We start from the raw sequence: 21,596 nt of genomic DNA, 5'->3' as shown, positions 1-21,596 counted from the left end.
CCCTATAATTCTGGCAGAAGGTTAAAGAAATTATAGCCTGGTGTTAGTCCACATATCCTTTAACCAGCCCCGTCAGCCACTCCATAAACAAATGAACGCGGCGCGAAAGGTTGCGGCGATGCGGGTAAAGCAGCGAAACGGGCATCGGTTCAGCTCGATATTGCGGCAGGATCTCCACCAGTTTTTTGCTCTTGAGTAACTCTTTTACGCCAATGCGTGGCGCCTGAATAATCCCAAGCCCGGCAAGACAGGCTGCCTGATAGGTTTCGGTGCTATTCACGGTAATCACGCCACCGGTTTTCACCCAGCGGGTATTTTTATCTTCGAAAAATTCAAAACCTTGCGGGCGGCTGCCGAGGTTTAGCGCGTAATGCACCATGGCGTGAGAAGTGAGATCGTCAATGCTTTCAGGGTAACCGAAACGCGCCAGATAATCGGGGCTGGCGCAGTTTATTAATGTCAGTTTCCCAAGCGGACGGGCCACCAGACCGGAGTCTTTAAGCTGCCCCACGCGCACCACACAATCAAAACCTTCACGCACCACATCGACCATGCGGTCGCTGCTGCTTAGCTCCAGTTCAATACCGGGATATTGCTGCAAAAATGCCGGAAGTTTTGGCATAACCAAATTTTTGGCGATGCCAACCGGCATATCCACCCGCAAGCGCCCGCTAACGCTTTTAGGATCGTGCAAAAAAAGACCATCTAGTTCATCAAGGTTGGCTAACAGATCGCGGCAGCGCTCGTAGTACACCATACCGTCTTGCGTCAGCTGCACCCGGCGGGTGGTGCGATGCAATAACCTTGTTCCCAGCAGGCCTTCAAGGGCCTGAATCTGGCGCGATACGCTACCTTTAGGAAGGCCCAGTGTGTCTGCTGCGCGGGAGAAACTCTCGAGTTCAGCCACTCTAATGAACAACTGCATTGCGTGTATTTTATCCACATTATTCTCACATTGTTGTTTGTAGTGAAACAGTGATGCGCAATTAGCACTCTTTATTGATTTTGTAGCAGCTAATAAGCTGTATCTCAACAACCCGATAGTCATCAACGAGGCAAATCATGAGTCAAACAATCGCATTAGTGACCGGCGGCAGCCGTGGATTAGGAAAAAACGCAGCATTGAAGCTGGCAGCACGTGGCGTGAATATTATTCTGACTTACAACAGCCAGCAGCAAGAAGCGCTCAATTTGGTACGTGAAATTGAGCTAACTGGCGTAAAAGCCGTGGCAATTCAATTGAATGTTGCCGAAAGCGCAGGCTTTGCTGCTTTTGCAGCGCAAGTGAAGCAGCAGCTACATGATGTATGGCAACGCGACTCTTTTGATTATTTATTAAACAATGCAGGAACTGGCCTCGATGCGCTGTTCGAAAAAACAACAGAGCAACAGTTTGATGATTTAATGAACATCCATCTCAAAGGGCCATTCTTCCTGACTCAGCACTTATTGCCGCTGATTAAAGACGGTGGCCGCATCCTGAATGTCTCCACTGGCCTGACGCGTTTTGCCCTGCCGGGGAAAGCCGCTTATGCCGCCATGAAAGGGGCGATGGAAGTGCTGACGAAGTACCAGGCCAAAGAGTTGGGTGCGCGTGGGATCTCCGTCAACATCATTGCACCGGGTGCGATTGCGACCGATTTCGGCGGTGGTGTGGTGCGTGATAACGAACAGGTAGCGAAGGCTATCGCGGCACAAACGGCGCTGGGGCGTGTAGGGCAACCGGATGATATTGGTAACGCGATTGCCGTTCTGCTCAGTGACGAAAGTGGCTGGATGAATGCGCAGCGTGTTGAAGTTTCTGGCGGCATGTTTTTATAAGCAGCAGAACAGGCAAGGGTGAAGTACAACGCATTCTTGCCTGTTAAATATTTGTCAAAAATATTGAATGACTTGAGCGAATCATTCCGCTATCACCATTTGTGATGCGGCACTATTCTTATCACATCGAAAGCGAACATGCTTTCACACTTAAACAAGCTCAAGGATACACATCATGAAAAGCATCAAATATTTTGCCGTTGTTATGACTCTGGCTGCTTCATTCTCAACTTTCGCTGCCTCTACTCAATCAGTTGAAAGCCAGAAAATCGGTACAGTTTCCGTAACCGGCGCATCAAACATTGATAGCCTTCAAGCACAGCTACAAGCAAAAGCTGAGCAGGCAGGCGCAAAATCTATCCGCATCATTTCTGCTGGTGGCGATAACAAAGTGTTTGGCGTTGCTGAGATGTATAACTAAGAATTCACGCTGTATGGGCCGCCGCTGCGCGGCCCGTGTTTTATTTAAATTCTTTGCGCAGCAAGCCAAAAATCCAGTCATCCTGCCAGACCCCGGCCAGAAAATAGTTCTCACGCAGTATCCCTTCCAGCTCAAAGCCTGCTTTTTCCAGCGTCTTTCTCGAACCGATATTCCCGACCGTGACGGTCGCGGTTAATTTTCGGATCGCGCATTTTTCAAAGGCAAATTTGCACACGGCATGAAGCGATTCATAACCGTAACCTTGCCCGTGGAATTTGGGGTCGAGAATAAAACCGACTTCTGCCAGGCCTTCGTCGCCACGCACAAAACCCGTGAAACCAATCGGCGTGCCGTTATGCTTATCGCGCATCACCAGACAAAGCCAGTGTCGGCTGGGAATTTCCCAGCGCACGAGGCGTGAATTAAAAATCAGGCGGACTTCCGCTTCTCGTCGCTCATCGGAAACAAAACGCATCACGACAGGGTCTTGTTGCAGGCGCAAAAAGAAAGGCCATTCTTGCTCGGTAATTTGCGTCAGGCTCAGTCTGGAGGTCACAAGTGGGAACATGGTTTTCAATTCACTATTTTTATTTTTGGCAGGTGTTTAATTCATATCAGCAAAAAAATAACGACGCCATACCCTTCATACTTCGAGTTGCAGATGCGTTGGTTTCACTCTGTCACCCAAATCACTTACTTGAGTAAGCTCATTGGGATACCCTCGCTCACCGCCTGCCTGCAACTCGAATTATTTTGGGTATTAAATAGGTTATTTCCAGTGTGAAATGTCATCCGTCGTGAGTCCAATATCTCGTAATTGTTCCTTGCTCAATCCTTGCAGTGTGCGTGCTGTCTGGCGGTTTAACCATCTCTGGCGGAAATAACGGTAAATCATCACAAAGCCATAAAACGGTTTGTGCGGACGGTTCTCTTCAAAGCCCATGGTGTTGCTCCTCATCGTGTTGATGGGAACAATCATGCGCCGCCATACAGATTGCTGGCAGACGCAAATATAACTTTTATTTAACATACAGACGCGCTAAAACAGGATCTGAATGGTGGTTTTGCCATCACTCTGTACTGCTTTTTCTGTCTGTATGGTGAATAAAGAGGATACAGCATGACGCGTTACCAACATCTGGCCACTTTGCTGGCAGAGCGCATTGAACAAGGGCTGTATCGCAGTGGTGAACGCCTGCCTTCGGTGCGCAACCTGAGCAGTGAACACGGCGTCAGTATCAGCACCGTACAGCAGGCCTATCATATTCTTGAAGATCGCCAACTCATCTCCCCGCAGCCGCGCTCGGGTTACTTTGTTACGCCGCAAAAATCTCAGCCTCCGGTGCCCGCGCTGACCCGCCCGGCACAGCGCCCGGTTGAAATTACCCAATGGGATGCGGTGCTTGAGCAATTAACCGGAAGGGAAGATGCCGGAAGTATCGCGTTTGGCAGCGGTTTTCCTGATGTCACCCAGGCGACGATCAAACCGCTGTGGCGCGAAATGAGCCGCATTGTGCAGCATCAGGAATCCGAAATTTTGGGTTATGACTGCATTAACGGTAAGCAGGTGCTGCGCGAACAAATCGCACGTTTGATGCTCGACAGCCGTTGTGTCGTCACGCCGGATGACATTGTGGTGACCACCGGTTGCCATGAAGCGCTGTCGATTGCGATTCGCGCCGTCTGTGAGGCGGGCGATATTGTGGCCGTTGAGTCGCCATGCTTCCACGGAACGATGCAAATGCTACGTGCGTTCGGCATTAAAGTGGTGGAAATACCAACAGATTCTGAAACGGGTATCAGCGTGGAAGCGCTGGAGCTGGCGCTGGAACAGTGGCCGATTAAAGCGGTGATTCTGGTTCCGACCTGTAATAACCCGCTCGGTTTTATCATGCCCGATGCGCGTAAAAAAGCGGTGTTGAATCTCGCGCAACGTTTTGATATTGCGATCATTGAAGACGATGTTTACGGCGAACTGGCGTATGAATATCCACGCCCGATGACGATTAAATCGCTGGATGTCGATGGCCGGGTGCTGTTGTGCAGCTCATTTTCAAAAACGCTGGCACCGGGACTGCGCGTGGGCTGGATTGTGCCGGGGCGCTATTTCGACCGCGCCATGCATATGAAGTATATCGTGACCGGCAGCACGACCACGTTTACGCAAATGGCGGTGGCGGAGTTTGTGCGTAACGGCCATTACCACCGCCACCTGCGGCGTATGCGCCAGCACTATCAGCGCAACCTCGATATCTTCACCTGCTGGGTGCGCCACTACTTCCCGTGCGGTATCTGCGTTTCTCGCCCACAGGGCGGTTTTTTGATGTGGATTGAGCTGCCGGAAGAGATTGATATCGTGCCCATCAGCGAGGTGCTGCGCCAGCATAATATCCGCATTGCGGTGGGGTCGTTGCTTTCGGCTTCCGGGAAATATCGCAACTGTATGCGCCTCAATTACGCGCTGCCGTTCAATACCACGACTGAAACCGCGCTGCGTGATATGGGTGAGCTTATCAGCCAGGTTTTTGAAAATAGTTAATTTTCCTGTGCTTTTACAGCCATAGACTCTTGCATGGCTGAGCTAAGATTCTGCGCAATGGCGCTTCTCGGTCCAGGCGCACGTCTCTTACAAAGGAAAATCATGGCAAGCGCGGCACAGTTGCTGATGCGGGAAAAGTTTGAAACATGCCTGGGTGTGATTCGCCATGCATCGTTGCAAATCCTGCCACTTCTCACTATCAAAGCCAGTGATGGCAAAGATCCACAGTGGTTTTTCCAACAGCTTGAGCAGGCTCGCCTCGCTCTCGGCAGCTGGATGGCGGTGGCGAAGCGCTTAAATCTTAACGACGCTGAAATCTCGCATTTCACACTGCTTTTGCGCCATTTACAGCAACTGGTTCCGCAGTTCGAAAGCGGCCAGGAAGTCAGTCATAACCAGTTAATAGCCGCGCTGCGTTTTGTCAGTTACCTCGAACGGGTGCGAGAAAAGCAGCCCTTGCTTGGCTATTCCACCGAAATTGAAAGTCACGATGTTGCGGTGCAGCAAAAAGCGATGCGCCAGATGCGTGCCCTTGAGCTGATGCTTAAGAACCTGGTGGAAAACAGTTATGCCGGTCAGTCGCAGCTGGTGCATAAGCTGAAAATGCTATTTGGCGCGGATAGCTTGCGCCGCTGGCTAAAGAACGGCGAGCGGGGCGATATTCTCAGCGGCATGCGTTTTAGCGAACTGGCTTTAATGGTGGTCGATAAAAAAGAGTACGCCAACCATTATGCCGGGCTTTTCCAACACGCAACGCAACTGGGTTTGTTGATTGACCAGCGTAAAACGCTGCAAACTTTTCTCGATGATGTACGCGAAATTCGCAACGACCTCGTGCAGCAGCAGACATTAACCTCCGTACAACTCGCATTGCTCAATAGCTATTACCAGGAAAGCAGCGCTGTTATTCAGCAGGCTTTCGATGAGGGGCGAACCAAAGTTAACCCGGCAGCACTTTTGGCGGCAGACGACGCGCAGTTACAGGCATGGCTGACGCTTGCGCAGAAAAAACACCAGGCTACCGGACGCGATAATGAAGAAGTGCGCGACACCATTGAACGGCCCGATTTGCGTAATACCAAAAGCAAACAGGACACCAGCGAGACACTGAAGATGGTGTGCTGGTGTATCGCTGGCGTGGCGGTAATTGGCGCCGCCATTTTCGGCATGTATTTGCTGAGTGATATCGCCGATAAACCCGTGCAAGCAAACAGCCAGCCCGCGAAAGTGACGGTGATTGATTCACTTCCCGAAGCGCAAAGCGCGCGTGAAAAACTGGCTAACATCGGGATTGGCTGGGAAGAGGGCAATTTACGCTCGGCCATCGAGCGTGGAGATGCCACCGTGGTGCGGTTGTTTATGCAAGGCGGCATGAACTGGAAAGTCTCTTACACCGAATCCGCATTAACGGGTGATTACCGCGACGCGCTCAATGCTCTTTTGCAGCATCGCTCGCAAATGGATGAAGAACGCCCGTGTCGGCGCATGGTCAGAACCTACAGCCAGGCGATGACCGACGGGGAAAGCCTCACGGCGCTGCGTAAACAATTCCTGCAAACTTTTTGCAGCTCGCCTGAAGCCATCAAGCGACAGAAAGAGGATTTGGACAGAGCAAAACTGCGGCTCAGTGCGCAGCAACAGCGTAAAGATGAGCAGGGTATTGCTGAAGAAAAACGTGCGGTTGATATTCAGCAGGCCATTTATAACGCGATGCGGTGAGTGTTTGTTATCTCTTTCGTAGGGTGGACGGATCCACCCTACAACCCCAAAAAAATTTTTTATATCCCAAATAATTCGAGCGGCATCAAGGCGGCAAGCGAGTGAATCCCCGGGAGCTTACTCAAGTAAGTGACCGGGGTGAGCGAGCGCAGCCAACGCAGACGCAGCTTGAATTTACCACCAGGCTTCCCACATCGCGCCCACGTTAAACGAATCAAGCTGAGTATTATCCTGCCCTGCGACACGCGTAGTGTGGTTGTTCTCCACCTGGCCGCCGGTAACGTAGAAGCGCAGCATCGGGCGGAACTCCGGCCCCATCGCGATAGAAATGTTCTGCGACAGCGTCAGTTTCCAGCCTTTGTTATCACCATCATTCTCGTAATCTACGCGCTGATAACCCGCCTCAAGCCACGTTGAATGGATGTCGTTCCAGAAGTACATCGGGCGAACGATGGCACCGTAGTTGCGGCGGTTATCGAGCGTTTGCTCGTCATTATCGTAATCGTGGAAGGCCAACAGATATTCCACCTGTGCTTGTTGAGTGAACTTATAGTTCCCTTCGAAGCTGGTATACACGGTGTGCAGGCCATTGGTTTTGTTATAAACGCTGTTATCCGAGTGGTCAGAATAACGGGCAATAATTTTATTCAGGCTATTTTCACCGGTGTGGCTTAACACCACCGCGGCTTGCCAGGCTTTGGAACGTTCGTCGCTATCAATGGCTTTGGAGTCAAAACCATAGTTGGCGTACAGCTCGAAATCGATCGGGCCGAATTTGATACCATGCAGTTTTGACGTTGCCGCGTAGTTGCCTTTATCGCCAGTGCCGGAGCCGCCCGTACAAGAGATACGCGACGGGTTGCCGCCATCTTCTATCATTTCAGGATTACACTGCTCCACCGATGCAACCGCCGCCATATCCAGTTGAGCAAAGCCGAGATCGAGGCTTTTCACCCCCGCACCTTGCCCATCGTGGTTCATCCAGAAGTAGTCGTTGATCCCTTGTTGTGGACGCTGGTGGAAGTCGCGACCGGCCCAGAAATAAGCATTTGGCTGTGATTCAAACAGGTTTGTGACACCCGCGTAGGCTTTTTTCAGGTTAACTTCATCGCCCCAGTGGTCAATCATCACGCCGATGTCCCAGATGGCCCCGTTATCGGCTTTTATGATTTTGGTGAGCTGGAATTCGCCGCCGTTGCCTTCGTTACCTAAACGACCAATTGCGGAGGAGCCGTTGTAGGAACCGTCAACGCCAATATATTTTTGATCACCTGCCTGGAAATGCGCACCGTAACGCGCATAACCGGTAAATTTAAGCCCCAACGGAACAGCCTTATCTGGCGTGGTGGGAACTTGCGGCGTAACTAACGTATCGGTCCTATTGAGGCGTGCCGCTTCTATTTTCGCATCACGGTCGGCCAGCGCTTTATCCACGGCCTTCGCCACGATTTGGTCAATTTGTTCCTGAGACATTGGTTCTTGTGCGAGTACAGAAATTGGGCACAACGCGGCGATAACCGCCATTGTTAATGGAAGTTTTTTAATTGTTTTCATTATAATCTCAATTTAGTAATTTATTTTTCAGACAATAAATATCCTGCTCCGGGTTAATAGAGAAAACTCTATTACCCAAACATATTTATCGTTATTTATACTTTCATCGGATTGGACTTAATTAAAATTATTTACGTAATTGTTTCTCCGTGCCAGAGGTTAAATAGTTTTTGTTTTTACGTAATGCTTAGCGTTGATAAAGATGAATAATTTCGTTCGAAAGTTCGCGTGCCAGCATGGATGTCATTAAATGGTCTTGCGCGTGCACCATAATTAATGTCATGGGTTGCTTAGCTTCACCGGCATCTTGTTCAATCAATTTAGTTTGCATCTTATGGGCTTCACGGGCGTAACCATCAGCTTCATGTAATAACAGTTTGGCTTCTTCAATATTACCCTGTCGCGCTGAATGCAGTGCTTCAAAACACAGGCTACGTGATTGCCCGGCATTCATAATAATTTCCATGACGGCTTCTTCTAATTCGATCATCATTTTTCCCAGATTTATTAGACGGCGATTATTAATTGCTGATAGCCGTTTCTGTCAACGGTGAACGCGCTTCGTTTTCCACGGCGGTTTTCTGCAATGAACGCTCATAAGCACGCAGGAATGGCAGATAAATTAAGGTGGAAACGACCATGCAAATCAAACACATCACCACCGGGCTAAAGGCCCAGTTTGTTGCCCACGAAGCGCCAATCGGTGCGGGTGTCGTCCACGGCGTCAGGGAAACGACTTGCGCCAGCCAACCCAGTTTTGTGGCGGTATAAGCCAGAACGGCGTTGACCATCGGTACGCAAACAAACGGAATGAACAACAACGGGTTCATGATAATGGGCGCGCCGAACAGAATCGGTTCATTGATATTAAAGAAACTTGGCACGATGCCCATTTTACCAATGGTGCGTAAGTGGGTGGCTTTGCTGCGCAGTAATAAGAACGCTAACGGCAGAGTGGAGCCGACGCCGCCAATCAATAAATAGTGGTCCCAGAAACCTTGCAGGTAAATGTGTGGTAATGCAGCGCCAGCGGCAAGCGCAGTCTGGTTTGCTGCAAGGTTTGTCATCCAGAATGGACTCATGATGCCGGTAACAATCAGCGAGCCATGAATGCCTGAGAACCAGAAAATCTGGCACAGCAACACAGACAACAAAATAGCGGGCAGGGAATCCGATGCGGAAACCAGCGGTTCCAGCAGGTGCATAATCGCTTGCGGCATAATCATGCCGGTTTGCGCTTCGATGAATAAATTCAGCGGGTGCAGCGTGCCGATAATCACCACCACCGGGATCAGAATTTCAAATGAACGCGCAACGCCTGTTGGCACTTCTTTTGGCAGACGAATCGTGACTTTGTGCTCTTTAAGCCAGGCGTAAATACGCGTGGAGTAAATCGACGTAATCAGCGCGGTGAAAATGCCCTGGCCTGAAAGGTACTGAGTCGAGATTTTGCCATCAGCGTAGGGTGCAGCAACTAGCAAAAACGCCATAAAGGCCAGCAAACCGGACATCACCGGGTCAAGATTAAACTGCCGCCCCAGACTTGCACCAATCCCGACTGAGATAAAGAACGTCATCACGCCCATACTCAGGTTAAATGGCAGCATCAGTTGTTCACGGTAAGTCTGTGAAAAATCCAGCCATGCGCGGGCAAAGCCAAGGGTGGTATCGGCCGAGAACGGCGGGAAAATAAACACCAGCATAAAGGAGCCGATGATCATAAACGGCAGGGCCGCGGTGAACCCATCACGAATGGCGATAACGTACTTTTGTTGCCCCAGACGACCCGCCAGCGGGGTGATAGATTGCTCAATCACCGTCACCATTGATTGATATAGCGAACTCATATGAACACCCTTTTAGTGAGCCGCTTCGATAAGCGACAGAGCATAATCCAACACCTTATCGCCACGTTGCATGCCGTAATCCATCATATCGATGGCTTGAACGGGAATGCCGTGAGAGGCGGTCTTTTCTGAAAGCGTACTTAACATATATTTCACTTGCGGCCCGAGCAGCACCACCTGGTAGCGCGGAAACTGCACGTCAAATTCAGCGACACCGTAAGCCTCTATTTCAACAGGCATTCCTCGTTCTTCCGCTACGCTCAGCATCTTTCTGACCAGCAGGCTGGTGGACATTCCGGCAGAACAACACAACATGATCTTGACCATTAACACTCATCCTCAAAATGTAAATAAAGTATTGCGGAAATTATTTGATACTTTATGGAAACCGTTTTCCATCCGCAGCCAACCGATCTGTGATACTCATCAACATCCAGCGTTTATAGGCTTTGCTTATTGGATCGTCATCACAAAATTATCTGGTTGAGGTACGGTTTGGACATCATGCGGAAAATCGGTTTCCATAGAAAAGCGAAACGACTATACTTAAAATTGGTTAGAATGTGAGCCAGGGCAGTATTTAGGATGACAGGCATAAGCCAGAGCCTGATAAAGGAAAATGATGTCTACAATCAATGATGTATCGCGTTTAGCTGGGGTGTCTAAAGCCACAGTATCTCGGGTATTGAGTGGATCTCGTGGGGTGAAAGAAGCGAGTCGTCTGGCTGTGCTTAAAGCGGTGGAAGAGTTGCATTACCGGCCGAATGTTATCGCGCAATCCTTGCTTAGCCAGTCAACAGGCTGTATTGGCGTGATTTGTGCGCAGGACAATATTAACCAGACCACGGGTTACCTGTACGCGCTGGAGAAACACCTTAGCCAGCATCAAAAACACCTGTTGCTGCGTTTTGCCAATAGCAAAACCGAGGTGTTGCACGCGCTTGATGAGCTGACCTGCGGCCTGTGCGATGACGTGCTGGTTATCGGTGCCCGTTTCCCGCTCAATATCAGCCATGAGAATGTCATTCTGGTGGATTGTGTGGATGTCGACTCCAGCAACAGCATTCAGTTTGATCACGCATTTGCTGCGGAAACTGCCTGTAATTACCTGATTAAACAGGGACGGCGGCAGATTGCCGTGATTAACCCTGACTCATGCGGTTCCGTTGAACAAATCCTGCTGGGTTACAAACGTGCGCTGGAAAACAATTTCCTGCCGTTTAACCGTAACCTGATTTTTATGGACTCCACCTCTTCGTCGGTTGCGCTGCAAGTGCTGCTCAATAACAGCACCACGCTGAATTTCAACGCGTTACTGGTGGCCGATGAGCAAGAAGCGCAGCGCATCATTCCGCAGTTGCAGGCGTTTAATAAATCCGTGCCGCAAGACATTATGGTATTTAGCCTCGCCGGGTCGCTGCATTTGCCAGGCATTCCGACTATTCCGGCCATTGAGTATTCCATGGATGCGATGGCGGCAAGAATTGTTGCGTGGCTGACCGAGAAAACCAAAAGTGCGCTGGGTTCGAACGTGCTGCGTGGGGATCTGATTATTCCTGACATGGCTGGAAGAAAGTAAACGTTTTACTGGCCGTGAAATGAAAAAGCCCGACATCGAAAGATGCCGGGCTTTTGAGTATTCGGGGTGAGTCAGCTTTAGCTTAGTGAGTGGCTTCACCGACCAGAGCACCACCGCCTGCGCCAACGGCCGCACCTTTTAAGACGCTTTGGCCGGTTGCTGCTGCTGCAACACCCCCCACTGCGGCACCAATCGCACCACCTTTACGGGCAGCTTTTCCTGTATCGCCACTTTTGAACATTGCCCCTGTGCCACCGCCAATGACCGCACCACCGACAGTACTCTTCACGCTTTTGCCCGTCACAGCACCAATTGCTGCACCAGCCAACGCTCCGCCAGATGTTTTATCAATAGCAAAAACGTTGCCTGAAAATGCGAAGGTTAAAATCAGTAAACCTGGGATATATTTTTTCAATAAGTTGTCCTCCTGGACATAAAAGTGCGTAATGTTTTGCACTTAACTATTATTCTGTTCGAGACGGTGAAAGACCCGTTTTAATATTTGATGTCTCGAGCTTCTTCACGGCCATCTTGTTTATTCTGGCGCTTGTCCTGGCGGCAATCATGGTTACTTTGGTCATTGCTAACCACACAGTCGCGCTTCTCCTGACGTGAATCCTCGCGGGTATCCTGACGAGTGTCACGCGCTTCGCGGCGTTGTTGGCCTTGTTGAGTCGCATTGGCAGTGCTGATAGAAAAAGTAGACAGCAAAATTGTGCCTGCCAGAACACCTAATAAGGTGGATGCTTTATTATTCATGAGATATATCCTAGAAAATAAATGATAAGCAATTTGAATAAATACAATTTTAAACGATTGAAACCAGAATAGTATAGTTCTGCCACTTGCGTCTAAATGTAAGCAAATAAATAAAATTATATTTTTCTTTGCGTTTCCTTTAGTTTTATCTCACATGTATATGAAAATTAATGGGTTAGCTTTTTTGATTATTAGAGCTCTATTCCTTTTATTTGCCTGCACATTCTTTTCACCTGCCTTTGTTTTTAGAATGGCCACTTATAGAAAAAGCCTCCGCATTTGAAATGCGGAGGCTTCAACTGAAATACTGGCGGGATTATCGACCCGTTGTTTTATGCTTCTGGCATCGCAGAAGAGTGGTGGGTAGAGATTTTCCACTCTTTACCATCCCACGCGTAAGTGAAGGTATAACGCGCTGAGACTTTGGATTTATCAGCGAAGGTGAAGGTGTAAGTCCCGGCATCTACCGCTTTATTACAACCCAGTCGCACAGTACGGCTGTCAATTTTGCCAAACGGCTTCTTCTCTAAGAAGTGCTCGAAATAATCCACTCGCTCGGCGTCAGTCAGGCGAACTTTATTGGAAACAGTCGGCAGCAATACGGCATCGCTAAGATAATTATTTGCTACTTTTTTAGCATCACCGGTCTGCAGGGAATCGTTCCATTTATCAAACAAGCCTTCAATCTGCGCTTTGTCTACTTTGACGCAGTCAGGTGTGGTCGTAGCCATTGCAGATCCTGAAACCAGAATCAGTGTACCCACGATACCAAGTAGCTTTTTCATTATTATCCCTTTGTTTCTGTTGTGTTTTTCCTGCAATCAAACTACCAATGATTTTGTGGGTATACAATATTATTTATATATAGTTACATTTCATTACTATAACCTACGTAAATCATTCAGGGAGTGGCAAAAACAAGCTTTCCGATGACTTGAAACCGCAATGAATCAACTTTTCGGTGATATTGTTCCTGGAAAAAGCACATAAAAAAACTGACCTGTTACAGTCAGTTTTTTAAGATTCGATTACATCGAGATTAGCTACCTCATAGTAACGAATTCTTCCGAACCCGTCGGGTGAATCGCCACGGTGTTATCGAAGTCTTTCTTGGTCGCGCCCATTTTCAGTGCAACCGCGAAGCCTTGCAGCATTTCATCCATGCCGTAACCGATGCCGTGAATACCGACAATCTTCTCATCCGGGCCTGCGCACACCAGCTTCATGCGGCATGGCTGACGGTGCGATGTCACAGCGGTGTACATGGCGGTGAAAGAGGATTTATACACCTTCACGTTATCGTCGCCGTACTGCTCACGCGCTTGTGGCTCGGTTAAACCGACCGTGCCGATTGGCGGGTGACTGAACACCACGGTTGGCACGTTGCTGTAATCCAGATGCTCGTCAGGCTTGTTGTTAAACAGACGTTCAGACAGGCGACGACCTGCGGCAACCGCGACAGGTGTCAGTTCTACAGCACCGGTGTTATCACCTACGGCATAAATGCCCGGCACGTTGGTGTTCTGGAATTTATCGACTTCAATGTAGCCTTTGGCATTGGTTTTCACACCCGTCGCCGCCAGGTTGAAGTTGTCGGTTTCTGGCTGACGGCCAATCGCCCAAATCAGGCAATCTACCGTTTCAGAGCGGCTATCTTCCAGTTGCAGCGTCAGGCTGCCATCGGCATTTTTAACCACCGCTTTCGGCACCGCTTGCGTGTGCAGCGTTGGGCCTTCGGTGTTAATCACTTCCAACAGGGTTTCGACAATCAGTGGATCAAAAGTACGCAGCGGCGCGTGCTGGCGCACGAACAGATGGGTTTCTGAACCCAGCGCGTTAACCACACCTGCGATTTCAACGGCAATATAGCCTGCGCCCACAACCGCAATGCGTTTTGGCAAAGCAGGCAGCGCGAAGAAACCGTCAGAATCAATACCATATTCCGCGCCTGGAATTGACGGGCGGCTTGGACGGCCACCGGTTGCAATCAGAATGTGGTCTGCGGTGATGGTTTCGCCATTCACTTCAACGGTATGTGCATCAACAAATTTGGCAAAGCCACGAATCACGTCAACGTTGTTTTTACCCAGAACGTTGTCGTAAGAGGTGTGGATGCGGTCGATATACGCGGTACGGCTGGCGATCAGTTTGTCCCAGTCGAATTTATTCACCGTGGTGTCAAAACCGTAGTCCGGGCCGTAGTTATGGATGGCCTCGGCGATTTGTGCCGCATGCCACATGACCTTTTTCGGTACGCAACCCACGTTTACGCAGGTGCCGCCCAGCTCTTTCGCCTCAATCAGGGCGCATTTCTTCCCATACATCGCCGCACGGTTAATGGAGGCGATACCGCCGCTGCCGCCGCCAATGGCGAGGTAGTCATAATGTTTGGTCATGATGTTTCCCTAATGAGTCGAAAAATATTCGCGATTGTAGCGCGCCGAGAAATTTTAGAGCAAAGGTTCCACCGATATCTCTGATAGCTATTACTCAGGCACAACCCAGCTCAGCGTGGTCGAGCCATTGCCGGAAGGAACCAGCGTTTTATGCAGCCACGGCAGTACGTTAGCCATCTGCTGTTCCAGTTTCCACGGCGGGTTGATAACAATCATGCCTGAAGCTGTCATGCCACGGCGGTCGCTATCCGGCAGCACGGCCAGTTCAATTTGCAGAATACGGCGGATACCGGTTTCTTCCAGTTCGCGCAGCATACGTTTGATTTGCTGGCGCATGACAACCGGGTACCACAGCGCATAAGTGCCGGTGGCAAAACGCTTGTAGCCATCGTTGATGCCCGTCACAACGGCCTGGTAATCGGTTTTAATCTCATACGGCGGGTCGATAAGAATCAGACCACGACGGGAAGCCGGCGGCAGTTTTGATTTCAGCTGGGTATAACCGTCAGCGCGTTCAACGCGTGCGCGGTTGTCTTTCTGGAATTCAGAGCGCAGCAGCGGGAAATCCGACGGGTGAAGTTCGGTCAATTGCAGGCTGTCTTGCTCACGCAGAAGCTGGCGCGCAATCAGCGGGGAGCCTGGGTAGTAACGCAGTTGGCCGCCGTGGTTATAGGCTTTAACCGCACCAATGTACGCTTCAAGCTCAGCTGGCAAATCATCTTGCTGCCAGATGCGGGCGATGCCTTCCAGGTATTCACCGGTACGCTCGGCATGCTCGCTGCTCAGTTTGTATCGGCCTGCGCCTGCATGAGTATCCAGATAAAGAAAAGGTTTTTCCTTCTCTTTTAAGGATTCGATGATCAGACTTTGAACGGTGTGTTTCAGTACGTCGGCGTGGTTGCCGGCGTGAAAGCTGTGGCGATAACTGAGCATGGCTTGAAGGGTTTCCAAAGACAAAAGAAGAACAACTATTCTGCACAGTATACAGCCTTATGCTTCGTGCCTGGCATTGAAATTAACTACACTAAGCCTCATCTTAATAAGATTGCTTTTGTAGCGCGCAATGCGCTCCACTTCTCAGACATCAGGAACCGCGCTTATGACCAATCCATTGTTAACGCCTTTCGATCTGCCGCCGTTTTCCGCTCTTAAACCTGAACATATCGTGCCAGCCGTGCAGCAAGCGCTGGATGATTGCCGCGTAAAAGTCGAAAGCGTGGTGGCACAGGGTGCGCCTTATAACTGGGATAATCTTTGCCAGCCGCTGGCTGAAGTGGACGACCGCCTGGGGCGCATTTTCTCCCCGGTCAGCCACCTGAATTCGGTACAAAACAGCCCAGAACTGCGTGAAGCCTATGAGCAAACGCTGCCGTTGCTGTCTGAATACAGCACCTGGGTTGGCCAGAACGAAGGGCTTTATCAGGCATATCGTAACCTGCGTGATGGTGCGTTTTACGCCGATCTCAGCATGGCTGAGAAAAAGGCTGTTGATAACGCACTGCGTGACTTCGAGCTGTCTGGCATTGGCTTGCCGGAAGAAAAACAGAAGCGTTACGGCGAAATCGCTGCGCGCTTGTCTGAACTGGGTTCGACCTACAGCAACAACGTGCTGGATGCGACTCAGGGCTGGACGAAACTGATTACCGACGAAGCACAACTTTCGGGTATGCCGGAAAGTGCGCTGGCCGCCGCACGTGCTCAGGCAGAAGCCAAAGAGCAAGATGGCTGGTTGCTGACGCTGGATATTCCAAGCTATTTGCCAGTACTCACTTACTGCGACAACCGCGAACTGCGTGAAGAGATGTATCGCGCTTATGCCACTCGCGCCTCCGATCAAGGCCCGAACGCAGGCAAATGGGATAACACCCCGGTGATGGAAGAGATTCTGGCACTGCGCCACGAGCTGGCAGAGCTGCTGGGCTTTGGCAACTATGCAGAAAAATCTCTCGCCACCAAAATGGCCGAAAACCCGCAGCAGGTTCTGGAGTTCTTAACCGATCTGGCGAAACGTGCGCGCCCACAGGGCGAAGCGGAACTGGCGCAACTGCGTGCATTCACCAAAAAAGAATTTAACGTTGATGAACTGGAACCCTGGGACATCACCTATTACAGCGAAAAACAGAAACAGCATCTGTACAGCATCAGCGATGAGCAGTTGCGCCCGTACTTCCCGGAAGACCGCGCGGTAAACGGCCTGTTTGAAGTAGTGAAGCGCATTTACGGCATCACTGCGAAAGAGCGTAAAGACATCGATGTCTGGCATTCGGATGTGCGTTTCTTCGAGCTGTATGACGAGACTGGCGACCTGCGCGGCAGCTTCTATCTCGACCTGTATGCGCGTGAAAATAAACGCGGTGGGGCATGGATGGACGATTGCGTTGGCCAGATGCGAAAAGCTGACGGATCGCTGCAAAAACCCGTCGCTTACCTGACCTGTAACTTTAACCGCCCGGTTAGCGGCAAGCCTGCGCTGTTTACTCATGACGAAGTGATCACCCTCTTCCATGAGTTCGGCCACGGTTTGCACCATATGCTGACCAAAGTCGAAACGGCGGGTGTTTCTGGCATTAACGGTGTGCCGTGGGATGCGGTCGAACTGCCAAGCCAGTTTATGGAAAACTGGTGCTGGGAGCCGGATGCACTGGCGTTTATCTCCGGCCATTTCGAAACCGGCGAACCGCTGCCAAAAGAGCTGCTCGATAAAATGCTGGCGGCGAAAAACTACCAGGCGGCGCTGTTTATTCTGCGTCAGCTGGAGTTTGGCCTGTTCGACTTCCGCCTGCATGCTGAATTCAACCCGGAGCAAGGCGCGAAAGTGCTGGAAACTCTATATGAAATCAAGAAGCTGGTTGCGGTTGTGCCGTCACCGAAATGGGGCCGTTTCCCACACGCCTTCAGCCACATCTTTGCAGGTGGTTATGCAGCGGGTTATTACAGCTACCTGTGGGCCGATGTGCTGGCAGCCGATGCGTTCTCGCGCTTTGAAGAAGAGGGTATTTTCAACCGCGAAACCGGCCAGTCATTCCTTGATAACATCCTGACCCGTGGCGGTTCAGAAGAGCCAATGGAGCTGTTCAAACGCTTCCGTGGCCGCGAGCCTCAGCTCGATGCGATGCTGGCTCATTACGGTATCAAGGGCTAAGTCATTCTGTGAAAATCTGTTTACTAACTGAATCAGGCGCCGACTCCGGCGCCTTATCACTTTTGAGCGAACGCTGGGGTCTTGAGCACGACGAAGACTCGCTGATGGCGCTGGTATTAACGCCGGACCATCTGGAATTGCGCAAGCGCGATGAGCCAAAACTGGGCGGCATTTTTGTCGATTTTGTTTCGGGTGCGATGGCGCATCGCCGCAAGTTTGGCGGTGGGCGTGGCGAAGCGGTGGCAAAAGCGGTTGGCATCAAAAGCGGTTATCTGCCGAGTGTCGTGGATGCCACGGCCGGGCTTGGGCGTGATGCGTTTGTCCTGGCGTCTGTGGGCTGTCGGGTGCGAATGTTAGAGCGTAACCCGGTGGTTGCGGCTTTGCTCGATGACGGCTTGCGCCGAGGGTATCAGGATGCAGAAATCGGCGGCTGGTTGCAGGAGCGTTTGCAGTTGATTCACGCGTCCAGCCTGACGGCGTTAAGCGATATCACACCGCGCCCGGAAGTGGTGTATCTCGACCCGATGTTCCCGCATAAGCAGAAAAGCGCGCTGGTGAAGAAAGAGATGCGTGTGTTTCAGTCGCTGGTGGGGCCGGACGAAGATGCAGACGGTTTGCTGTTGCCTGCGCAAAAGCTGGCGACAAAACGTGTGGTTGTGAAACGCCCGGACTACGCGCCACCGCTCGGTGGTGTGGAAACGCATAACGCTGTGGTCACCAAAGGCCACCGTTTTGATATTTATTCGGGTACGGCGGTTTGAACAACCCTCACCCCGACCCTCTCCCTGAGGGCGAGGGGGAAACCATACTTTTCCCTCTCCTGGGGGAGAGGGTTAGGGTGAGGGCTTAAACGTTCTAAACTTAATCTTCGTCTTCGTCACGCAGTGGAACAATCAACATATCAACATGTACGGTGTTGATAAGCTGGCGTGCGGAGGACATCAGCTTGCTCCAGAAATCCTGGTGGTGGCCGCAAACCACTAAATCCATATCGTACTTTTTAATGGCATCGACCAGTACCTGGCCAAGATCGCCGCTGCCACTCAGTGTTTCAGTAATTGGGTAACCTGCACCAGTGGATAACTCGCTCAATGCGTGGTGAGTTTCTTCAGAAATGCGTTTTTGCATATCGCCCAGATTGACATCAATCAATCCGGTGTAGAGATCGGAGTAATTTACATCAACATGAATCAGGGAAACTTTCGCGTTGTATGGACGAGCCATAGACACGGCTTTTTCCACCAGTACTTTGCTCTCCGGGGAGAGGTCTACCGCGATCAGAATGTGTTTGTAAGCCATATATTTTACTCCTTCCATAAGTTGTCGATGACCAGCCTGGTCGGGTAACAAGATAGACTTCATCGGTGCTACCCGCGTGTAAAGACCTAAATTGTAGATGATATTTCTACCCTATAGCGAATGATAGAAATCGTCAACGTGCCACCACTGTATACATTGAAGTCCTAAATGGACGTTATAGCTTTGATAAAGATTAACGATGTGGAAAAAAAATGAACGGATCTCCTACACTATTAAATAAGCCGTTCCGGAATATACCCGTCGTCTTTCAAGTTGCATGTGCGTTGGCTGCGTTCAATCGCCCGAATCACTTACTCGTGTAAGCGCATCGGGACTCATTATCTTGCCGCCTGCCTGCCACTCGAAATCCATTGGGTATAGTCATGTGAGCCGGATCGGCTTTTTGGGCTCGCTGAACGGTCTTTCTGGTTTTCGGGGTGAGCGGTTGCCCTGGAGTGATGTTCTGGGGCTTCACCGGGAGGGGAATTATGATGATCAGCACCGTCGCGCTTTTTTGGGCGCTTTGTGTAGTTTGTGTTGTGAATATGGCGCGCTATTACTCATCTTTGCGCGCGCTGCTGGTGGTATTACGCGGGTGCGATCCGTTGTTGTACCAATACGTCGATGGAGGCGGTTTTTTTACCTCTCACGGCCAGCCCAGCAAACAGATCCGCTTAGTGAGTTATATCTACGCCCAGCGATATCTCGATCATCACGATGACGAGTTTATCCGCCGCTGTGAACGTCTGCGCCGCCAGTTTATTTTGACCAGTGCTTTGTGTGGATTAGTCGTAATAAGTTTGATTGGTTTAATGCTTTGGCACTAGTGATTTAAGCAGCGTATAAAAAAAGCGGGCCAGTAAACTGACCCGCTTTTTGCTTTTTGGTGACGACACCGCACTTAAATAAAGTGCAGTGAAATCCAGTAAAGAGAACCAGAAAGCAGAATCGACACCGGTAAAGTGAACACCCAGGCCATCAGGATGTTGGTTACCGTTTTACGCTGCAAACCGCCACCATCAACAACCATCGTCCCCGCTACGGAAGAAGAAAGCACGTGAGTGGTAGAAACCGGCATACCGGTGTAGCTCGCAATACCAATGGAGACGGCGGCTGTCATCTGCGCGGACATACCCTGCGCATACGTCATGCCTTTCTTACCAATCTTCTCACCGATAGTTGTCGCCACACGACGCCAGCCAATCATAGTACCGAGGCCGAGTGCCAGAGCAACCGCCATGATAATCCAGATTGGTGCGTACTCGATGGTATACAGCAAGTCAGTTTTGAGCTCTTTCAGGAAGCGCTTATCGTCCGGTTTGGTTTCCGGCAGAGCAGCAACTTTCTCTGAAGTATCTGAAATGCAAAGCAGCAGACGGCGCATATGGCTGCGCTGCTCAATGCTCAGCTTGTCGTAGCTGTCGATGTTACCCAATAGTGCTTTTGCGCCCTGAACCGCAAGAATGGCGCGGCTGGCATCGCAATGGAACTCAGCAGGTTTGTCCTGGCCCTTCACTTCTTCAGGGGTCGGGATAGCTGGATTGAGATCAACAACATGCTTAATCACATCGCCATGCTGCGCGTAGTACTGCTCAAGGTGGGTGATGGCATCACGGGTACGAGCAATGTCGTATCCAGAAGCATTCATGTTCACCACAAAGCCTGCAGGCGCTACACCAATCAGCACCAGCATGATCAAGCCAATACCTTTCTGACCGTCGTTTGCACCATGAGAGAAACTCACGCCAATAGCGGAGATAATCAGAGCGATCCGAGTCCAGAATGGAGGCTTTTTCTTGCCGTCTTGTTTTTCACGTTCGGCAGGTGTCAGGTGGATACGACGGCGCTTTTTGGTGCCGCTCCAGTAGCGACGTAGCAAAAAGATTAACCCGCCCGCAATCACCAGACCCACGATTGGGGAAAGGATTAACGACATGAAGATCCCAATGACTTTCGGGATATTCAGCGCATCGACTACCGAGGTTCCGGTCATCAGTGCGTTCGTCAAACCAATACCAATGATGGCACCGATAAGCGTATGGGAGCTGGATGCCGGCAGACCAAAATACCAGGTGCCGAGGTTCCAGATGATAGCGGCCAGTAACATAGAGAACACCATGGCTAAGCCATGTGCGGACCCTACGTTCAATAGCAGATCGGTTGGCAACATATGCACAATCGCATACGCAACACTCAATCCACCAAGCAGAACGCCGAGGAAGTTAAATAATGCCGCCATTGCCACCGCGAGTTGCGATCGCATTGCACGTGTATAGATAACGGTTGCCACTGCGTTAGCAGTGTCATGAAAGCCATTGATCGCTTCGTAGAAGAGAACAAACGCCAGAGCAAGTAATAGCAAAAGCCCGGTATGAAGATCCAGGCCGTTAAACAGAAATTCCATAGACGTTACGCCATTTTGAGGACATGAACGCGGCGCATTATGTAAGACAACTCCGTAATGCGCCAACAGAAATATGGACTTTTCTTGATGTTTGTCCCTGTTGAGTCAAACATTGA

At 50.5% G+C, this 21,596-nt stretch carries 22 protein-coding genes; 8 read left to right on the top strand and 14 right to left on the bottom strand.

Annotated features, from left to right (window positions below):
- Positions 1-43: 43 nt before the first annotated feature.
- Positions 44-943 (bottom strand): LysR family transcriptional regulator, encoded by a 900-nt coding sequence (locus M975_RS18505; RefSeq protein ID WP_064561344.1) that lies wholly within the window; start codon positions 941-943, stop codon positions 44-46.
- A 119-nt stretch (positions 944-1,062) separates the two neighbouring features.
- Here M975_RS18505 and M975_RS18500 point away from each other — a divergent pair, with 119 nt between their 5' ends.
- Entirely contained in the window at positions 1,063-1,821 is a 759-nt protein-coding gene (locus tag M975_RS18500) for an SDR family NAD(P)-dependent oxidoreductase (RefSeq protein ID WP_064561343.1), read from the top strand.
- Positions 1,822-1,996: 175 nt separating this feature from the next.
- Positions 1,997-2,242, top strand: coding sequence for a YdgH/BhsA/McbA family protein (locus tag M975_RS18495; RefSeq protein WP_064561342.1), 246 nt, complete (start codon positions 1,997-1,999; stop codon positions 2,240-2,242).
- A 40-nt stretch (positions 2,243-2,282) separates the two neighbouring features.
- Here M975_RS18495 and M975_RS18490 read toward each other — a convergent pair whose 3' ends face one another.
- Positions 2,283-2,810 carry a GNAT family N-acetyltransferase gene (locus M975_RS18490; protein ID WP_064561341.1) on the bottom strand — a complete coding sequence of 176 codons (528 nt, stop codon included), beginning with the start codon at positions 2,808-2,810 and terminating at the stop codon, positions 2,283-2,285.
- A 201-nt stretch (positions 2,811-3,011) separates the two neighbouring features.
- Positions 3,012-3,221, bottom strand: a complete 210-nt coding sequence (locus M975_RS22570) for a DUF1127 domain-containing protein (RefSeq protein WP_425339022.1) — start codon at positions 3,219-3,221, stop codon at positions 3,012-3,014.
- Between the two features lie 141 nt (positions 3,222-3,362).
- Between M975_RS22570 and M975_RS18485 the strand changes: the two genes are divergently transcribed.
- Complete coding sequence (locus M975_RS18485) at positions 3,363-4,781, top strand: aminotransferase-like domain-containing protein (RefSeq protein ID WP_064561340.1); 1,419 nt, start codon at positions 3,363-3,365, stop codon at positions 4,779-4,781.
- 102 nt (positions 4,782-4,883) lie between these two features.
- A complete protein-coding gene (locus M975_RS18480) occupies positions 4,884-6,500 on the top strand; it encodes an STY4199 family HEPN domain-containing protein (protein WP_064561339.1) in 1,617 nt (538 codons plus the stop codon).
- Positions 6,501-6,674: 174 nt separating this feature from the next.
- On the opposite strand, the gene M975_RS18475 is transcribed toward M975_RS18480, so the two are convergent.
- From M975_RS18475 to M975_RS18460, 4 genes are all read right to left on the bottom strand, one after another.
- On the bottom strand, positions 6,675-8,054 hold the full coding sequence (locus M975_RS18475) for a carbohydrate porin (RefSeq protein WP_064561338.1): 1,380 nt from the start codon (positions 8,052-8,054) through the stop codon (positions 6,675-6,677).
- Between the two features lie 187 nt (positions 8,055-8,241).
- Positions 8,242-8,544 (bottom strand): PTS lactose/cellobiose transporter subunit IIA, encoded by a 303-nt coding sequence (locus tag M975_RS18470; protein WP_151993846.1) that lies wholly within the window; start codon positions 8,542-8,544, stop codon positions 8,242-8,244.
- 31 nt (positions 8,545-8,575) lie between these two features.
- Complete coding sequence (locus tag M975_RS18465) at positions 8,576-9,901, bottom strand: PTS sugar transporter subunit IIC (protein WP_064561337.1); 1,326 nt, start codon at positions 9,899-9,901, stop codon at positions 8,576-8,578.
- A 12-nt stretch (positions 9,902-9,913) separates the two neighbouring features.
- Positions 9,914-10,228, bottom strand: a complete 315-nt coding sequence (locus M975_RS18460) for a PTS sugar transporter subunit IIB (protein ID WP_064514706.1) — start codon at positions 10,226-10,228, stop codon at positions 9,914-9,916.
- 295 nt (positions 10,229-10,523) lie between these two features.
- On the opposite strand from M975_RS18460, the gene M975_RS18455 reads away from it, so the two are divergent.
- Complete coding sequence (locus M975_RS18455) at positions 10,524-11,480, top strand: LacI family DNA-binding transcriptional regulator (protein ID WP_064561336.1); 957 nt, start codon at positions 10,524-10,526, stop codon at positions 11,478-11,480.
- Positions 11,481-11,562: 82 nt separating this feature from the next.
- On the opposite strand, the gene M975_RS18450 is transcribed toward M975_RS18455, so the two are convergent.
- From M975_RS18450 to M975_RS18430, 5 genes are all read right to left on the bottom strand, one after another.
- On the bottom strand, positions 11,563-11,895 hold the full coding sequence (locus M975_RS18450) for a hypothetical protein (RefSeq protein ID WP_064561335.1): 333 nt from the start codon (positions 11,893-11,895) through the stop codon (positions 11,563-11,565).
- An 80-nt stretch (positions 11,896-11,975) separates the two neighbouring features.
- On the bottom strand, positions 11,976-12,239 hold the full coding sequence (locus tag M975_RS18445) for a hypothetical protein (protein ID WP_064561334.1): 264 nt from the start codon (positions 12,237-12,239) through the stop codon (positions 11,976-11,978).
- 332 nt (positions 12,240-12,571) lie between these two features.
- Positions 12,572-13,024 carry an SgcJ/EcaC family oxidoreductase gene (locus M975_RS18440; protein ID WP_064561333.1) on the bottom strand — a complete coding sequence of 151 codons (453 nt, stop codon included), beginning with the start codon at positions 13,022-13,024 and terminating at the stop codon, positions 12,572-12,574.
- Between the two features lie 258 nt (positions 13,025-13,282).
- Entirely contained in the window at positions 13,283-14,635 is a 1,353-nt protein-coding gene (gorA, locus tag M975_RS18435; RefSeq protein WP_064561332.1) for a glutathione-disulfide reductase, read from the bottom strand.
- Between the two features lie 90 nt (positions 14,636-14,725).
- Positions 14,726-15,568 carry a 23S rRNA (adenine(2030)-N(6))-methyltransferase RlmJ gene (locus M975_RS18430; protein ID WP_064561331.1) on the bottom strand — a complete coding sequence of 281 codons (843 nt, stop codon included), beginning with the start codon at positions 15,566-15,568 and terminating at the stop codon, positions 14,726-14,728.
- Positions 15,569-15,734: 166 nt separating this feature from the next.
- On the opposite strand from M975_RS18430, the gene prlC reads away from it, so the two are divergent.
- Together prlC and rsmJ are read left to right on the top strand one after the other, a co-directional pair.
- A complete protein-coding gene (prlC, locus tag M975_RS18425) occupies positions 15,735-17,777 on the top strand; it encodes an oligopeptidase A (RefSeq protein ID WP_064561330.1) in 2,043 nt (680 codons plus the stop codon).
- A gap of 8 nt (positions 17,778-17,785) precedes the next feature.
- A complete protein-coding gene (gene rsmJ / locus M975_RS18420; protein WP_064561329.1) occupies positions 17,786-18,538 on the top strand; it encodes a 16S rRNA (guanine(1516)-N(2))-methyltransferase RsmJ in 753 nt (250 codons plus the stop codon).
- Positions 18,539-18,638: 100 nt separating this feature from the next.
- Here rsmJ and uspA read toward each other — a convergent pair whose 3' ends face one another.
- On the bottom strand, positions 18,639-19,076 hold the full coding sequence (uspA, locus tag M975_RS18415; RefSeq protein WP_034460563.1) for a universal stress protein UspA: 438 nt from the start codon (positions 19,074-19,076) through the stop codon (positions 18,639-18,641).
- 491 nt (positions 19,077-19,567) lie between these two features.
- Between uspA and uspB the strand changes: the two genes are divergently transcribed.
- On the top strand, positions 19,568-19,903 hold the full coding sequence (gene uspB, locus M975_RS18410; RefSeq protein WP_064561398.1) for a universal stress protein UspB: 336 nt from the start codon (positions 19,568-19,570) through the stop codon (positions 19,901-19,903).
- Between the two features lie 74 nt (positions 19,904-19,977).
- Here the strand turns inward: uspB and pitA are convergent, their stop codons facing one another.
- Positions 19,978-21,480 (bottom strand): inorganic phosphate transporter PitA, encoded by a 1,503-nt coding sequence (pitA, locus tag M975_RS18405; RefSeq protein WP_064561328.1) that lies wholly within the window; start codon positions 21,478-21,480, stop codon positions 19,978-19,980.
- Between the last annotated feature and the right edge of the window lie 116 nt (positions 21,481-21,596).

It is taken from the genome of Buttiauxella brennerae ATCC 51605 (assembly GCF_001654925.1).
Lineage (GTDB): Bacteria > Pseudomonadota > Gammaproteobacteria > Enterobacterales > Enterobacteriaceae > Buttiauxella > Buttiauxella brennerae.
The sequence above is the reverse complement of the archived record's forward strand: the minus strand, read 5'-3'. Positions and strand labels throughout refer to the sequence as shown.

Excerpts from the sequence above, each read along its gene's own strand:
- M975_RS18500 (WP_064561343.1), top strand. The coding sequence starts at position 1,063 with ATGAGTCAAACAATCGCATTAGTGACCGGCGGCAGCCGTGGATTAGGA.
- M975_RS18495 (WP_064561342.1), top strand. The coding sequence starts at position 1,997 with ATGAAAAGCATCAAATATTTTGCCGTTGTTATGACTCTGGCTGCTTCA.
- M975_RS18490 (WP_064561341.1), bottom strand. The coding sequence starts at position 2,810 with ATGTTCCCACTTGTGACCTCCAGACTGAGCCTGACGCAAATTACCGAG.
- M975_RS22570 (WP_425339022.1), bottom strand. The coding sequence starts at position 3,221 with ATGATTGTTCCCATCAACACGATGAGGAGCAACACCATGGGCTTTGAA.
- M975_RS18485 (WP_064561340.1), top strand. The coding sequence starts at position 3,363 with ATGACGCGTTACCAACATCTGGCCACTTTGCTGGCAGAGCGCATTGAA.
- M975_RS18480 (WP_064561339.1), top strand. The coding sequence starts at position 4,884 with ATGGCAAGCGCGGCACAGTTGCTGATGCGGGAAAAGTTTGAAACATGC.
- M975_RS18475 (WP_064561338.1), bottom strand. The coding sequence starts at position 8,054 with ATGAAAACAATTAAAAAACTTCCATTAACAATGGCGGTTATCGCCGCG.
- M975_RS18470 (WP_151993846.1), bottom strand. The coding sequence starts at position 8,544 with ATGATCGAATTAGAAGAAGCCGTCATGGAAATTATTATGAATGCCGGG.
- M975_RS18465 (WP_064561337.1), bottom strand. The coding sequence starts at position 9,901 with ATGAGTTCGCTATATCAATCAATGGTGACGGTGATTGAGCAATCTATC.
- M975_RS18460 (WP_064514706.1), bottom strand. The coding sequence starts at position 10,228 with ATGGTCAAGATCATGTTGTGTTGTTCTGCCGGAATGTCCACCAGCCTG.
- M975_RS18455 (WP_064561336.1), top strand. The coding sequence starts at position 10,524 with ATGTCTACAATCAATGATGTATCGCGTTTAGCTGGGGTGTCTAAAGCC.
- M975_RS18445 (WP_064561334.1), bottom strand. The coding sequence starts at position 12,239 with ATGAATAATAAAGCATCCACCTTATTAGGTGTTCTGGCAGGCACAATT.
- M975_RS18440 (WP_064561333.1), bottom strand. The coding sequence starts at position 13,024 with ATGAAAAAGCTACTTGGTATCGTGGGTACACTGATTCTGGTTTCAGGA.
- gorA (WP_064561332.1), bottom strand. The coding sequence starts at position 14,635 with ATGACCAAACATTATGACTACCTCGCCATTGGCGGCGGCAGCGGCGGT.
- M975_RS18430 (WP_064561331.1), bottom strand. The coding sequence starts at position 15,568 with ATGCTCAGTTATCGCCACAGCTTTCACGCCGGCAACCACGCCGACGTA.
- prlC (WP_064561330.1), top strand. The coding sequence starts at position 15,735 with ATGACCAATCCATTGTTAACGCCTTTCGATCTGCCGCCGTTTTCCGCT.
- uspA (WP_034460563.1), bottom strand. The coding sequence starts at position 19,076 with ATGGCTTACAAACACATTCTGATCGCGGTAGACCTCTCCCCGGAGAGC.
- uspB (WP_064561398.1), top strand. The coding sequence starts at position 19,568 with ATGATCAGCACCGTCGCGCTTTTTTGGGCGCTTTGTGTAGTTTGTGTT.
- pitA (WP_064561328.1), bottom strand. The coding sequence starts at position 21,480 with ATGGAATTTCTGTTTAACGGCCTGGATCTTCATACCGGGCTTTTGCTA.